We start from the raw sequence: 12,769 nt of genomic DNA, 5'->3' as shown, positions 1-12,769 counted from the left end.
GACCTCAGCATGAAGCGATTGAAGTGCCTCGCCCTCCGGCTGGCCGCGCTGGCCCTGGCCGCGTCGGCCCAGGCCCAGCCCGTGAACGAAACCCTGTCGGGCACGGCCACCACCTTCGACTGGACGCCGCTCTACGGCGCCTGCCTCACCGCGGGCACCGGCAGCGGCACCATCCCGCCCTGCGTGGGCATGCCCTACTACCAGAACCAGACGCCGCCCAGCGTTCTCAGCGGGGGCCTGCGGGGCCGCCTGGGTTCGGCCACCGACCCCACGGTTCCCGACCCGCCCGGCCGCGGCGCGCTGCGCCTGACCAACGGAGAGATCGGGCCGTCGCCGGAACCGCAATCGGGCCAGCAGCGCGGCGCCGTGGTGTCCAACTTCACCTTCCCCACGCGCAAGGGCCTGCAGGTGCTGTTCGGGACGGTGACCTACGGCGGCAATGCCTACGGCCGCCCCTCGGTCCGCATGGGCGCGGACGGCCTGAGCTTCTTCCTCGCCGATGGCCGCTACCCGCCCAGCATCGGCGCCCCCGGGGGCGACCTGGGCTACCGCTGCGGCGCGGGCACGGGCTACGGCGGCGTGCGCGGCGGCTACCTGGGCATCGGCGTGGACGAGTACGGCAACTTCGCCGGCCAGACCTACGGGCCGGGCCGGGTCTCCGTCCTGGGGGCGGGCGACATCAACTGGGAGGCCTTGTCCACGGGCTGGCCCCAGCTGTACCCGGACACGCTCACCGACGGCCAGCGCCAGGAGGCCGTCCAGAGAACCTGTGTGGACAGCACCGACATCGCCTACCTGTGGGATTACAGCAACCCCGACCAGCCGGTGAAGACGACGCGCCAGGTGCCCTACTACTACAAGCTGATCAGCGACCCGGCGCCCATGCCGCAGGGTGTGGTGCTCGCCAACCAGCAGAATGCCCGGCTGCCGCTGCGCAGCAGGGCGACGGCGCTGAAGTTCAAGCTCGTCATCTCGCAGGACGGCGTCGCCAACCTCAACTTCCGCGTGAACGGCGGCGCGCCGCAAGCCCTGCTGCGCGATGTCGACATCCGCAGCAGCAACGGCCCCGTGCCCGAAACGCTGCGCTTCGGCTTCGCGGGGTCGACGGGCGCCGGCACCAACATCCATGAGATCACCTGCTTCCGGGCGGAGACCCCGCGGCAGGCGGCCGGCTCGGGGGCCAGCGACACCGGCTCCACCGGCCGCGTCTTCGCGGGCTCGCAGATCTTCATCGGCTCCTACGACGAGATGAACTGGGCCGGCGACGTCCGCGCCCTCGCGCTCAACGTGCTGTCCAACGGCTACGTGCAGCCGGCTACGGTGGCGACCTGGTCCGGCAGCTGCACCCTCACGGGCGGCAAATGCCCGGCCCTGGGCACGCCTTCGCCCGCCGTGGACGCCACGCCGTGGTCGTCGCGCGCATTGCTCACCTGGTCGGGCACGGCTGGCATCCCGCTGCAGTGGGCCAGCCTGCCGCAGGACATGCAGGCAGCCCTGGACAGCCCGGCCGGCACCGGGATGTCGCGCCTGGCCTACCTGTCAGGCGACCGCTCGGGCGAGCTCGGCAGCGGAAGCGGTGGCTTCCGCATCCGCGACAGCGTGCTGGGCGACATCATCCACAGCAGCCCGCGCTGGGTGGGCCCGCCCAACGCCGGCTACCCCGACCGCTTTGCCGACCTGCTCGCACCCGGCGCGCCGGCGCCCGAGCAGCCCTATTCCAGCTTTCGCTCCGCCTACGCGGGCCGCACCAGCGTGGTCTACATCGGGGCGAACGACGGCCTCGTCCACGGGTTCCGGGCCGGTCGGGGCAGCTACGACACCGCGGGCAACTTCCGCCTCGGCGATGCTGCCAGCAACGACGGCCGCGAACTGCTCGGCTTCATGCCGCGCCGTGCGCTGATGGGGCTCAAGGGCAGCACGGCCGCCCTGGACTTCAGCTCGCCCCAGTACGCCCACAACCTGTTCGTGGACGCCACCCCCGGCAGCGGTGACCTCTTCTACGGCGGGGCCTGGCACACCTGGCTGGTCGGCGGCTTGGGCTTCGGCGGCAATCCGGGCGGGGTCTTCAACAGCCCGGCCGCGGTCGGCCTGGGCGCCCTGTACGTGCTCGACATCACCGATCCTTCGGCCTTCACGAGCGCGAACGCGGCCACGCTGGTCGTCGACAGCCTGGACAGCAGCGGCCTGGCCTGTGCCTCCGGCCCGGACTGCGCCGCGGCCTTCGGCAGCCAGGTGGGAACGCCCGCCATCACGCGCCTGCACAACGGCCACTGGGCCGTGCTCTTCGGTAACGGCCTGAACAGCAGCGCCGGCACCGCCGGCCTCTTCGTCGGGCTGGTGGATCCTGCCACCGGCAGGCTGCAGGTGCGCTTCATCGACACGGGCGCCGGCCCCGTGGTGAACGGGACGGGCGTGGTCACCCGCAACGGCATCGCCGAAGTGGCCCCCGTGGACCTGGACGGCGACCGCATCACCGACTTCGTGTACGCGGGCGATGTCCTGGGCAACGTCTGGCGATTCGACCTCAGCGCCCCGGACCCTGCGCAGTGGTCGGCCTTCCGCCTGGCATCGACGGGTCGCCCCATCACCACGCAGGTCGTGGTCGACAAGCTTCAGGGCGGGGTGCCGCGGGTCGTGGTCGCCTTCGGCACGGGCCAGGCCTGGCCGCAGACCTCGACGTCCGACGTGAGCTACGCCAGCGGCGCCCAGGCGCTCTACGGCCTGTGGGACTGGAACTTCGCAGCGTGGAACGCCCGGGTGGCTCCGGGTGCCCAGGTGCGCGCCCTGGCTTCCGCGCCCGGCGGCGGCACGCTGCGCAGCCAGACCCTTTCGAGCAACGCCGGGAGCAGCGCGAGCTTCGGCCTGGACTACCAGACCCTGACCCGCTTCGCGGTCTGCTGGTGGGGCAGCAACGCCTGCCCCGCGGCGAACACCGACATCGGCTGGACCGTGCCGCTCCAGGGCGCGCAGCTGATCTACAGCCCCATCCTCTACGGCGGCCTGGTGCTGCTGAACACCACCATCCCGCCCGTGCCCGACCCGCTGTCCTGCGACTTTCTCTATCCCACCGGCTACACGCTCGCGGTGGACATGGCCAGCGGGGGTGGCGCGACCACGCCGCCCTTCGGTGACCGCAGCCGGACCGTGGACGGCGTCGCCCTCAATGGCGTGGGCACCCCGCTGGTGGTGAGCTACGAGGCCCGGCTGACGCTGATCACGCCCGACGCCAGCGGTGCGGGCCGCAGCACCCCGCTCAACCTGGGACCCGGCAATGCCGGTGGCATGGTGGGCCGGCGCCTGAACTGGCTGAAGGTCCGCTGATGCGGCCCCCACCACAGCCCGCGCCACGGGGGTTCAGCCTGATCGAACTGATGGTCGCCGTCGCCATCGTGGCCTTGCTGGCTTCGCTGGCGTACCCGAGTTACCTGCAGCAGATCCGCAAGGGCCGGCGCGCCGATGCCAAGCAGGCGCTGCTGGACCTGGCCGCCCGGCAGGAGCGCTTCTACACGGTGAACAACCGCTGGGCCACCACGCCCGCCGACCTCGGCTATGCGCCGGCCGACTTCCCGCTGGACGTGCAGTCGGCCGGCGGCCTGTCGTACAGGTTGACGATCAACGTCGACAACTCCACCGGCAGCTACACGGCCACGGCCGCACCCCAAGGGCCGCAGCAGGCCGACACCTGCGCCAGCTTCATCCTCGACCACATGGGCCTGCAGTCGGTCACCGGCAACGACGAACGGTGCTGGTAGGGCGCGTGCGCCTCAGTGCACGAAGCCCAGCCGCGACTTGCCTCCCGCGGGCCGGGGCAGGTCGTCCGCCGCCAGCCTGCCGCGGCCGTCCAGCCGGGCGTTGCCGAAGCCGGTCATCAGCGCCCGGCGCATTTCGCGCGGCGGCATGGCCGCGAGAAGGTCCAGCACGTCCTCCCCGGGCTCGGGATCGAAACGCGCGCCCCAGCCGTGCTCGCCCCGGATGCCCGCATAGAGGTTGCGTGCGATGCGGCGCGCAGCCTCGGGCGAGGGCGGCTCGATCTCGAACACGTTCATGCGGTTCAGGATGGGCTCGGGGATGGATCGCTCGTCGTTCGCGGTGAGGATCCAGATGACCTGGCTGGCGTCGATCGCCACCTCGGCGAATTCGTCGGTGAAGGTGCAGGCGGTGTCGTGCTCGAGCAGCGAGTACATGGCGCCCAGCGGGTCGTACTGGGCGTCGGCACTGGCCTTGTCCACCTCGTCGACCACGATCACCGGGTTGGCGTACTGGCCGTCGACCAGGGCCTCGAACACCTTGCCCGGCTTGGCACCCTTCCATTGCGAGGAGGCGCCCGAGAGCAGCCAGCCCGCCGTCATGGAGCTCATGGGCACCAGGTTCATGCCCGTGCCCAGGAGTTCGGCCAGCTTGCGCGCGAAATGCGTCTTGCCGATGCCGGGCTGGCCCAGCAGCAGCATGGGCGTCACCTCGAGGCCGTCGCCCGAGTCCTGGGAGAGGGCCACATGGCGGCGGACGTCGTCCAGGGCTTCGGTGAAGTTGGGCAACTGCTCGTAGAGCGACGCCATGTCCGGGATGCCGCCGGGCTTGACCTGGAAACGCTCCGGGCCGCGCTCCAGCATGCGCTCGTAGGTGGCGCGCAGCGCCTCGTGGTCACGGCCGGAGAGCTTCGCCAGCTTGCGTTCGACCTCGTGCGGGTGAAAGACCCGGCGCACGTTGGCGATGGGCAGGCGGAAGGCCGAAGAAGAATGCGGAACCAGGCTTCGCGTTTCCATGGCACTCCTGAAGAACGTGTCTTCATTCCAGCATAAGCCGTGCCATGGCTCAAGAGTGCCTGTGCCGGGCGACACAGGCTGTAGTCACCTGACTACAGGATCAGCAGCCGGGCCCGCCGGCTGCTGATGGGGCCGGCCTCAGGAGGCCGCTTGCGAGGTGCCCAGCACCTGCTGCAGTTCGCCGCTCTGGTACATCTCCATCATGATGTCCGAGCCGCCGATGAACTCGCCCTTGACGTAGAGCTGGGGGATGGTGGGCCAGTTGCTGTATTCCTTGATGCCCTGGCGGATCTCGTCGTCCTCCAGCACGTTCACGGTGGCGAGGGACTTGGGGTCCACGCCGCAGGCCTTGAGGATCTGGATCGCACGGCCGGAAAAGCCGCACATGGGGAAGCTGGCATTGCCCTTCATGAAAAGAAGGACGTCGTTGCCCTTGACCAGTTGGTCAATGCGTTGCTGGGTATCGCTCATGTCAAATCTCCTGGGGGCGTGCCCCGTTCACCTTGGGCAGGATTATCCCTTTTCAAGCCAGCGCCCGCCCGAACACCGCGCGATGCCCGCCAGGTCGTGGCGCGACTGCACCTGCAGGAACCCGCGCGCCGCCAGCAGGCTGCACACGGCCGCGGCCTGGTCGTGCCCGTGCTCCAGCAGCAGCCAGCCGCCCGCCTCCAGGTGGTCCGGCGCATCCTGCACCAGGCGGCGCAGGTCGTCCAGGCCGTCGGGGCCGGCGACCAGCGCGCCCGGGGGCTCGAAGCGCAGGTCCGGCAGGTGCGGATCGCCCTGGGCGATGTAGGGCGGGTTGGACAGGATGAAGCCGAAGCGGCCCGCGCCCTGCAGCCAGTCGGCCTGTCGCAGCGCCAGGCGCAGGCCCAGGCGCTGCGCGTTCGCGGCCGCCACCGCCAGCGCGTCCGCGCTGGCGTCCACCGCTTCCACGCGCGCGTCGGGCCGGGCGTGGGCGATGGCCAGCGCGATCGCGCCGCTGCCGGTGCCCAGGTCGAGGACGCTGGGCGCCGCCTCGCCGGCCATGGCCTCCAGCGCCCAGTCGACCAGGGTCTCCGTGTCCGGCCGCGGCACCAGCACGCGCGCGTCCACCGCGAGCGGCAGGCCGTGGAATTCCTTCTCGCCGGTGAGGTAGGCCAGCGGTTCGCCCGCCGCCCGGCGTGCGCAGGCGGCCAGGAAAGCCTCGGCCTGCGGCGCCTGCAGCGTGTCGGTGTCGTGCGCGATCAGCCAGGCCCGCTCATGCCCGCCGCGGCCCAGGGCGTGCAGCAGCAACAGCTGCGCATCCAGCCGCGCGAGGCCGAGCGCCGCCGCCGAAGCCAGGGCCTGGGCCAGCGTCATGCGGCGGCCGCTCCCAGGTTCTCGAGCTCTTCCAGCTGCTCCGCGCGCCGGGCCAGCAGCAGTGCCTCGACCAGCTCGTCGAGCTCGCCCTCCATCACGGCGCCCAGTTTGTAGAGCGTGAGGTTGATGCGGTGGTCGGTGACCCGGCCCTGGGGGAAGTTGTAGGTGCGTATGCGGTCGCTGCGGTCGCCGCTGCCGATCAGGCCCTTGCGCGTGGCGGCTTCCCGGGCGGCACGCTCTGCGCGCTCCTTCTCGCGGATGCGCGCTGCCAGCACCTGCAGCGCGCGTGCCTTGTTGCGGTGCTGGGAGCGGTCGTCCTGGCATTCCGCCACGATGCCGGTGGGCAGGTGGGTGATGCGCACGGCCGAATCGGTCTTGTTGATGTGCTGGCCGCCCGCGCCGGAGGCCCGGAAGGTGTCGATGCGCAGGTCGGCGGGGTTGATCTGCACCGCTTGGGCCTCGTCGGGCTCGGGCAAGGCGGCGACGGTGCAGGCGCTGGTGTGTATGCGTCCCTGGGATTCGGTCGCCGGGACGCGCTGCACGCGGTGGCCGCCGGACTCGAACTTCAGCTTGCCGTAGGCCCCGTCGCCCAGGATGCGCAGCACGGCCTCCTTGTGGCCGCCCACGTCACCCGGGCTGTCGCTGACCAGCTCGACGCGCCAGCCCTGCCGCTCGGCGTAGCGGCTGTACATGCGCAGCAGGTCGCCGGCGAACAGGGCCGATTCGTCGCCGCCGGTGCCGGCGCGGATCTCCAGGAACACGTTGCGCACGTCGTCCGGGTCGCGCGGCAGCAGCAGGCGCTGCAGTTCGTCTTCCAGCCGGGGCAGGGCCGCCTCCAGGGCGGCGGCTTCCTCGCGCGCCATCTCGCCCATCTCGGGGTCGTCCTGCAGGGCGCGCGCCTGCGCCAGTTCCTGGGCCTGCTGGCGGTAGCGCTCGAACAGCGCGGCCACCTCGCTCACCTCGGCATGCTCGCGGGAGAGCGCGCGGTAGCGCTCCATGTCGCCGGCCACCTCGGGCTGCTGCAGGTAGAAGTCGAGTTCCTGCAGACGGACCGGGAAGCGCTCGAGCTGCTGGCGGAAGAAGGGTTTCATCGGAGGCGAAAAAGGGCAGGGCAGACGGAACGCAGGCCCGCCCCGGCGTGGGTTGCCGGGCGGGGCCGCGCCAGCGCGGGCGCTAGCGTTCCTTGCGCAGGAAGAAGTGCTGGACCGCCGCGGTGGCGCGATCGCGCGTCGCGGCGTCGGCGCCGTGCAGCTCTGCCAGGGCGCCGTGCAGCATCTTCTGGGTCAGGCCCCGGCTCAGGGCCTCCAGCACGGCGTCCACGTCGTCGCCGCGGGCCAGCATGCGCCGCGCGCGCGCGAGCTCGGTGGCCCGCCACTCGTCGGCCTGTGCGTTCAGCTGGCGGATCAGCGGCACCGCATGGCGCTGGTCCATCCAGTGCAGGAAGCTCTGCACCCCGGCGTCGATGATGGCCTCGGCCTGCGCGACCGCGGCCTGCCGGCTCTCCTGGCCCTGCTGCACCACGCCGGCCAGGTCGTCCACGGTGTACAGGTAGATGTCTTCCAGGGCCTTGACCTCGGGCTCGATGTCGCGCGGCACGGCCAGGTCGACCATGAACATGGGGCGGTGGCGGCGGGCCTTGAGCGCGCGTTCCACCGCGCCCAGGCCGATGATGGGCAGGGTGCTGGCGGTGCAGCTCACCACGGCGTCGAACTCGTGCAGGCGGTTGGGCAGGTCGGCCAGACGCACGGTTTCGGCGCCAAAGCGGGCCGCCAGGCTCTCGCCGCGCTCCAGCGTGCGGTTGGCGATGGCCATCTTCTTGGGGCTGCGGGCCGCGAAATGGGTGGCGGCCAGCTCGATCATCTCGCCGGCGCCCACGAAGAGGATGCGGATCTGGCCCAGGTCCTCGAAGAGCTGGCCGGCCAGGCGGACGGCCGCGGCGGCCATGCTGATGGAGTGCGACCCGATCTCGGTGGAGCTGCGCACCTCCTTGGCGACCTGGAAGGAACGCTGGAAGAGCTGGTTCAGGGTGGTGCCCAGGGCGCCGGCCTGGTCGGCCATGCGCACCGCGTCCTTCATCTGGCCCAGGATCTGCGGCTCGCCCAGGACCATGGAATCCAGCCCGGCCGCCACCCGAAAGGCGTGGCGGGCCGCCTGCGCGTCCTCCAGGGTGTAGGCGTGCGAACGCAGCTCCAGCGGGGAAACGCCGCCCGAGCGGGCCAGCCAGTCCAGCGTGGGTTCCAGGTCGCTGCGCTCGCCGGCGCAATAGATCTCGGTGCGGTTGCAGGTGGAGAGGATGGCCGCCTCGGGCTGGCGCGCCAGCGAGCCGCGCAGGGCGGCCAGCGTGGGCTGGATCTGGTCGACGGCGAACGCGAACCGGCCGCGCAGGTCCAGCGGCGCGGTGTTGTGGTTGATGCCCAAGGCCCAGACTGCCATCGCTCGATTATAAAATTTGCGTTGGATCAAGCAGTTGCGCTGCGTCAAGCGCAAAAAAGAATGGACGCCCTCACCCTTGCCTGGCATCTGACCACATTTGCCGCTCCTGCGCTAGCGCTGGGGCTGGGGGTGGCCTGGGCCGGGCCCTGGCTGTTGCGCCGGCCCCGCAGCCTGGGGCTGGGCTGGCAGTTCCTGGTCAATGCCGCCGCCGGCCTGGCCGCGCTGGCGGCGGGCCTGCTGCATTTCGGCGTGGACGGCAAGATGGCCAGCTATGCCGGCCTGGTGGCTGCGGTGGCCAGCTGCCAATGGTTGTCCAGCCGGGGCTGGAAGGGGTGAGAGCCATGATTGTCCGGGACTTCCGATGAGCGCATCGAACACGCAGCCGATCACCCCACAGCTGAGGCAGTGGATCGTGGAGCAGGCCCAGGCCGGCTTCGCCGCTGAAACCATCCTCAAGTCCATGGTCGCCTCCGGCTGGGCCGAGGACGTGGCCGTCGAGGCCATGGAAAGCACGCTGCGGGGCCACCTGGAGCAGCAGGCCCAGGCCCAGGGCCTGCCGGCCGCGGTGCCGGTTCCCGAGCCCGAGCTGGACGAATCGCCCCTGTACCTGGACGCCGGCGACCGCCAGGTCTGCGTGCTGCAGTGCATGGTGCAGCCCCGGGTGGTGGTCTTCGGCGGGCTGCTGAGCGAGGCCGAATGCGAGCAGCTCATCGCCCTGGCCAAGCCGCGCATGTCGCGATCGCTCACGGTGTCCACCCAGACCGGCGGCGAGGAGGTCAACGCCGACCGCACCAGCAACGGCATGTTCTTCCAGCGCGGCGAGAACGAGCTGGTGCGCCGCATCGAGGACCGCATCGGCCGCCTGCTGCGCTGGCCGGTGGAAAACGGCGAGGGACTGCAGGTGCTGCAGTACCGCCCCGGCGCCGAGTACAAGCCGCACTACGACTACTTCGACCCCAACGAGCCGGGCACGCCCACCATCCTGCGCCGGGGCGGCCAGCGGGTGGGCACCCTGGTGATGTACCTGGGCGAGCCCGAGAAGGGGGGCGGCACCACCTTCCCCGACGTCAGCCTGGAGGTCGCGCCCAAGCGCGGCAACGCGGTCTTCTTCAGCTACGAGCGGCCCCACCCCTCGACCCGCACCCTGCACGGCGGCGCGCCGGTGCTGGCGGGCGAGAAGTGGATCGCCACCAAGTGGCTGCGCGAGCGCCGCTTCGAGTGACGCCCGCGTGAAGGTTCAGGCCAACGGCATCGCCTTCGAGGTGGAGGACCGCCCGGCGCCGGGCGAGCCGCGCGGCACGGTGCTGCTGGTCATGGGCCTGGGCATGCAGCTCATCGCCTGGCCGCCGGCCCTGCTGGACGCCCTGGCGGCGGACGGCTTTCGGGTGATCTGCTTCGACAACCGCGACTGCGGCCTGTCCACCTGCCTGGACGGCCTGGGGGCCCCCAACCTGCCCCTGGCCGCCCTGCGCCAGCGGCTGGGCTTCGCGCTGCGTCCGCCCTACACCCTGGCCGACATGGCCGCCGATGCCCTGGGCGTGCTGGACGCGCTGCAGGTGCAGCGCGCCCATGTGGTGGGCGTCAGCATGGGCGGCATGATCGCCCAGCGCCTGGCGCTGGCGGCCCCGCAGCGGGTCGCCAGCCTCAGCAGCATCATGAGCTCCAGCGGCGCGCGCAAGCTGCCCGGGCCGCGCCCCGCGGCGCTGCGAGCGCTGTTCTCGCGGCCGAAGGGCCGCGGCGAGGAGGCCGTGGTGCGGCACACGCTGGGCCTGCTGCGCGCGATCGGCAGCCCCGGCTTCCCGGCCGACCCCATCGCCCAGCGCGCCCAGGTGCAGCGGGCCGTCCAGCGCAGCTTCACGCCGGCCGGGACGCTGCGCCAGATGCTGGCCGTGATGGCCGACGGCCGCCGTGCCGACGAGCTGCCGCGCATCGCGGTGCCCACCCTGGTCGTGCACGGCAAGGACGACCCGCTGGTGCCGCTGGCCTGTGGCGAGGACACCGCGCGCCGCATTCCCGGCGCGCGCTTCGTGGCCGTGGCCGGCATGGGCCACGACCTGCCGCCCGGTGTGGTAGACATGCTGCTGGCGCCCCTGCTTTCGCACCTGCGCTCCCACCCATGAACAGCCCAGAACAATCCCAGCTCGGCAAGGCCTCCAGCTACGCCGACCGCTACGACCCCAGCCTGCTCTTCCCCATCCCGCGCCAGCCCAAGCGCGAAGAGATCGGCATCGGCAGCCGCCTGCCCTTCTTCGGCGCCGACCTCTGGACCGCCTTCGAGCTGAGCTGGCTCACGCCGCGGGGCAAGCCGCAGGTGGCGATCGCGCATTTCACGGTGCCCTGCGAGACGCCCAACATCATCGAGAGCAAGTCCTTCAAGCTCTACCTCAACAGCTTCAGCAACGAGCGTTTCGCCGGGCCGGACGCGGTGCGCGAGCGGATCCGCGCCGACGTGGGCGAGGCCCTGTCGCGCGGCGGGGCGCCGGTCTCGGTGGGCGTGAAGCTGCTGCTGCCCGAGCTGTTCGACCGCGAGCCGGTGCACGAGCTGGACGGCCTCAACCTCGACCGGCTGGACATCGAGTGCACGCAGTACACCCCGGCGCCCGAGCTGCTGAAGGCGGCCTTCGACGAACAGCCGGTGGAGGAGGTGCTGGTCAGCCACCTGCTCAAGAGCAACTGCCTGGTCACCGGCCAGCCCGACTGGGGCAGCGTGCAGATCCGCTACAGCGGCCCGCAGATCGAGCAGGGCGGCCTGCTGCAGTACCTGGTGAGCTTTCGCAACCACAACGAGTTCCACGAGCAGTGCGTGGAGCGCATCTTCACCGACATCATGGCCCGCTGCCGCCCGGTGAAGCTGGCGGTCTATGCCCGCTACACCCGCCGCGGCGGGCTGGACATCAACCCCTTCCGCAGCAGCCACCCCATGGCGGCGCCGCCCAACATCCGCACGGCGCGGCAGTAGGCCGAAGCGCCCGCCTGGCGGGGCCCTGCGGCGTCAGGCTCACTGGCGCCGCACAGCGGACAGTGCGGCGCCCGGGCTCAGCCGCGCTCGTTGAAGGTGCCCAGCGCCGGCAGGTCCGCGTAGCGGGCCGGGCGCTTCTCCTTCATGGCCGTGATGGCTTCGGCGACGTTGGCGTTGCTCCAGACCTGGCCCTGCAGCCAGCCCATCTGCCGCAGGCTGTCGTCCACGCCGTGGTCGCGGGCGTAGTGCAGGGCCTGCTTGGTGCCCCAGATCGCGACCGGCGGCTTGGCGGCGATCTCGCGCGCGCAGGCCAGGGCCGCCTCCACCATGGCGGCCTGGGTGTCGAAGACCTCGCTCACCAGCCCCCACTGCAGCGCGCGTGCGGCGGGCAGGCGGCGCCCGGTGTAGGCCAGCTCCTTGACCACGGCCATGGGCATGAGTTTGGGCAGGCGCTGCAAGGTGCCCACGTCCGCCACCAGGCCGATGTTGATTTCCTGGATGCAGAAGAAGGCGTCCGCGCTCGCGTAGCGAACGCAGCAGGCGGTGACCAGGTCCACGGCGCCGCCCACGCAGCCGCCGTGGATCGCCGCGATCACCGGCAGGCGCAGCGACTCCAGCTTGCTGAAGGTCGCCTGCATGTCGGCCAGCTGGTCCGAGACGGCGGAGCGGCCCTCGGCGCTGCGGTCGTCCAGGAGCGGCCCCTCACCCGAGAAGGTGTCCAGCGCCATGCCGGCGCTGAAGTGCTTGCCGGTCGACGAGATGACCAGTGCGCGGGCCCGGCCCTCGCGGTGCAGGCGCGTGAGCACCTCGTCCAGCTCGCGCCAGAACGTGGGGTTCATGGTGTTCATCGCCTCCGGGCGGGACAACACCAGGTGGGCGACGGGGCCGTCGTGCGAGAGGGCGAAGCATTCCATGGTCGGTTCTCCGTGGGGAACCGCCAATGTAGCCCGGGGCGGGGCCGCGGTCAGCGGGGGAAATCGCCAACCCAGTCGCAGCGCAGCCGGCCCAGCCGGTGCGCCTTCAGCCGCCAGGCCGCATAGAGGCTGGGCGCGCTCATGGCCGCCACCAGCACCGGCAGGCTCCAGAAGCTGCCGAGGATGCAGGCCGGCACCCAGCCGACCCAGCCGATCACCCACAGCGTGAGCATGGCGTCCCAGGCCTGGCATTCCACCGGGTGGCTGCTGCGGTGCGCCGCGTGCCAGCGGCGGATTCGTTGCAGTTGGTCGAGGTTCACGGTCGCGTCTCCCGAAGGCTGCACCCAGCCTAGGGGAGGCCA

At 71.5% G+C, this 12,769-nt stretch carries 13 protein-coding genes; 6 read left to right on the top strand and 7 right to left on the bottom strand.

Annotated features, from left to right (window positions below; genetic code table 11):
- Positions 1-9: 9 nt before the first annotated feature.
- Together IM725_RS04390 and IM725_RS04385 are read left to right on the top strand one after the other, a co-directional pair.
- Positions 10-3,321, top strand: coding sequence for a pilus assembly protein (locus tag IM725_RS04390; RefSeq protein ID WP_193779359.1), 3,312 nt, complete (start codon positions 10-12; stop codon positions 3,319-3,321).
- Entirely contained in the window at positions 3,321-3,752 is a 432-nt protein-coding gene (locus IM725_RS04385) for a type IV pilin protein (RefSeq protein WP_193779358.1), read from the top strand. Before IM725_RS04390 ends, IM725_RS04385 begins: the two co-directional genes overlap by 1 nt.
- A gap of 12 nt (positions 3,753-3,764) precedes the next feature.
- Here IM725_RS04385 and IM725_RS04380 read toward each other — a convergent pair whose 3' ends face one another.
- The 5 genes from IM725_RS04380 to hemA all read right to left on the bottom strand — a co-directional run bounded on the left by IM725_RS04380 (position 3,765) and on the right by hemA (position 8,534).
- Entirely contained in the window at positions 3,765-4,763 is a 999-nt protein-coding gene (locus IM725_RS04380) for an AAA family ATPase (protein ID WP_193779357.1), read from the bottom strand.
- A gap of 138 nt (positions 4,764-4,901) precedes the next feature.
- Positions 4,902-5,234, bottom strand: a complete 333-nt coding sequence (gene grxD / locus IM725_RS04375) for a Grx4 family monothiol glutaredoxin (RefSeq protein ID WP_193779356.1) — start codon at positions 5,232-5,234, stop codon at positions 4,902-4,904.
- Positions 5,235-5,276: 42 nt separating this feature from the next.
- On the bottom strand, positions 5,277-6,101 hold the full coding sequence (gene prmC, locus IM725_RS04370; RefSeq protein ID WP_193779355.1) for a peptide chain release factor N(5)-glutamine methyltransferase: 825 nt from the start codon (positions 6,099-6,101) through the stop codon (positions 5,277-5,279).
- Positions 6,098-7,192, bottom strand: a complete 1,095-nt coding sequence (gene prfA / locus IM725_RS04365; RefSeq protein WP_193779354.1) for a peptide chain release factor 1 — start codon at positions 7,190-7,192, stop codon at positions 6,098-6,100. Before prfA ends, prmC begins: the two co-directional genes overlap by 4 nt.
- 82 nt (positions 7,193-7,274) lie before the next feature.
- On the bottom strand, positions 7,275-8,534 hold the full coding sequence (hemA, locus tag IM725_RS04360; RefSeq protein WP_193779353.1) for a glutamyl-tRNA reductase: 1,260 nt from the start codon (positions 8,532-8,534) through the stop codon (positions 7,275-7,277).
- A 60-nt stretch (positions 8,535-8,594) separates the two neighbouring features.
- On the opposite strand from hemA, the gene IM725_RS04355 reads away from it, so the two are divergent.
- The 4 genes from IM725_RS04355 to queF are packed head-to-tail and all read left to right on the top strand — an operon-like array spanning position 8,595 to position 11,493.
- The gene (locus tag IM725_RS04355; RefSeq protein WP_193779352.1) at positions 8,595-8,870 is read left to right on the top strand and encodes a hypothetical protein; all 276 of its coding nucleotides are present in this window, start codon (positions 8,595-8,597) and stop codon (positions 8,868-8,870) included.
- Between the two features lie 25 nt (positions 8,871-8,895).
- On the top strand, positions 8,896-9,756 hold the full coding sequence (locus tag IM725_RS04350) for a 2OG-Fe(II) oxygenase (RefSeq protein ID WP_193779351.1): 861 nt from the start codon (positions 8,896-8,898) through the stop codon (positions 9,754-9,756).
- A gap of 7 nt (positions 9,757-9,763) precedes the next feature.
- Positions 9,764-10,654, top strand: coding sequence for an alpha/beta fold hydrolase (locus tag IM725_RS04345; RefSeq protein ID WP_193779350.1), 891 nt, complete (start codon positions 9,764-9,766; stop codon positions 10,652-10,654).
- A complete protein-coding gene (gene queF, locus IM725_RS04340) occupies positions 10,651-11,493 on the top strand; it encodes an NADPH-dependent 7-cyano-7-deazaguanine reductase QueF (protein ID WP_193779349.1) in 843 nt (280 codons plus the stop codon). The genes IM725_RS04345 and queF overlap by 4 nt, the downstream gene beginning before the upstream one ends.
- A gap of 77 nt (positions 11,494-11,570) precedes the next feature.
- On the opposite strand, the gene IM725_RS04335 is transcribed toward queF, so the two are convergent.
- Positions 11,571-12,407: an enoyl-CoA hydratase-related protein gene (locus tag IM725_RS04335; RefSeq protein WP_193779348.1), complete on the bottom strand. Its 837-nt coding sequence runs from the start codon at positions 12,405-12,407 to the stop codon at positions 11,571-11,573.
- 50 nt (positions 12,408-12,457) lie between these two features.
- Complete coding sequence (locus IM725_RS04330) at positions 12,458-12,727, bottom strand: hypothetical protein (protein ID WP_193779347.1); 270 nt, start codon at positions 12,725-12,727, stop codon at positions 12,458-12,460.
- Between the last annotated feature and the right edge of the window lie 42 nt (positions 12,728-12,769).

It is taken from the genome of Ramlibacter aquaticus, assembly GCF_015159745.1.
GTDB classification, from domain to species: domain Bacteria; phylum Pseudomonadota; class Gammaproteobacteria; order Burkholderiales; family Burkholderiaceae_C; genus Ramlibacter; species Ramlibacter aquaticus.
This window is presented reverse-complemented; position numbering and strand designations above follow the sequence as displayed.

Bases quoted from the DNA above. Each gene is read 5' to 3' on its own strand.
- IM725_RS04355 (WP_193779352.1), top strand. From the start codon at position 8,595: ATGGACGCCCTCACCCTTGCCTGGCATCTGACCACATTTGCCGCTCCT.
- prmC (WP_193779355.1), bottom strand. From the start codon at position 6,101: ATGACGCTGGCCCAGGCCCTGGCTTCGGCGGCGGCGCTCGGCCTCGCG.
- grxD (WP_193779356.1), bottom strand. From the start codon at position 5,234: ATGAGCGATACCCAGCAACGCATTGACCAACTGGTCAAGGGCAACGAC.
- IM725_RS04390 (WP_193779359.1), top strand. From the start codon at position 10: ATGAAGCGATTGAAGTGCCTCGCCCTCCGGCTGGCCGCGCTGGCCCTG.
- IM725_RS04385 (WP_193779358.1), top strand. From the start codon at position 3,321: ATGCGGCCCCCACCACAGCCCGCGCCACGGGGGTTCAGCCTGATCGAA.
- IM725_RS04380 (WP_193779357.1), bottom strand. From the start codon at position 4,763: ATGGAAACGCGAAGCCTGGTTCCGCATTCTTCTTCGGCCTTCCGCCTG.
- IM725_RS04350 (WP_193779351.1), top strand. From the start codon at position 8,896: ATGAGCGCATCGAACACGCAGCCGATCACCCCACAGCTGAGGCAGTGG.
- IM725_RS04335 (WP_193779348.1), bottom strand. From the start codon at position 12,407: ATGGAATGCTTCGCCCTCTCGCACGACGGCCCCGTCGCCCACCTGGTG.
- queF (WP_193779349.1), top strand. From the start codon at position 10,651: ATGAACAGCCCAGAACAATCCCAGCTCGGCAAGGCCTCCAGCTACGCC.
- hemA (WP_193779353.1), bottom strand. From the start codon at position 8,534: ATGGCAGTCTGGGCCTTGGGCATCAACCACAACACCGCGCCGCTGGAC.
- prfA (WP_193779354.1), bottom strand. From the start codon at position 7,192: ATGAAACCCTTCTTCCGCCAGCAGCTCGAGCGCTTCCCGGTCCGTCTG.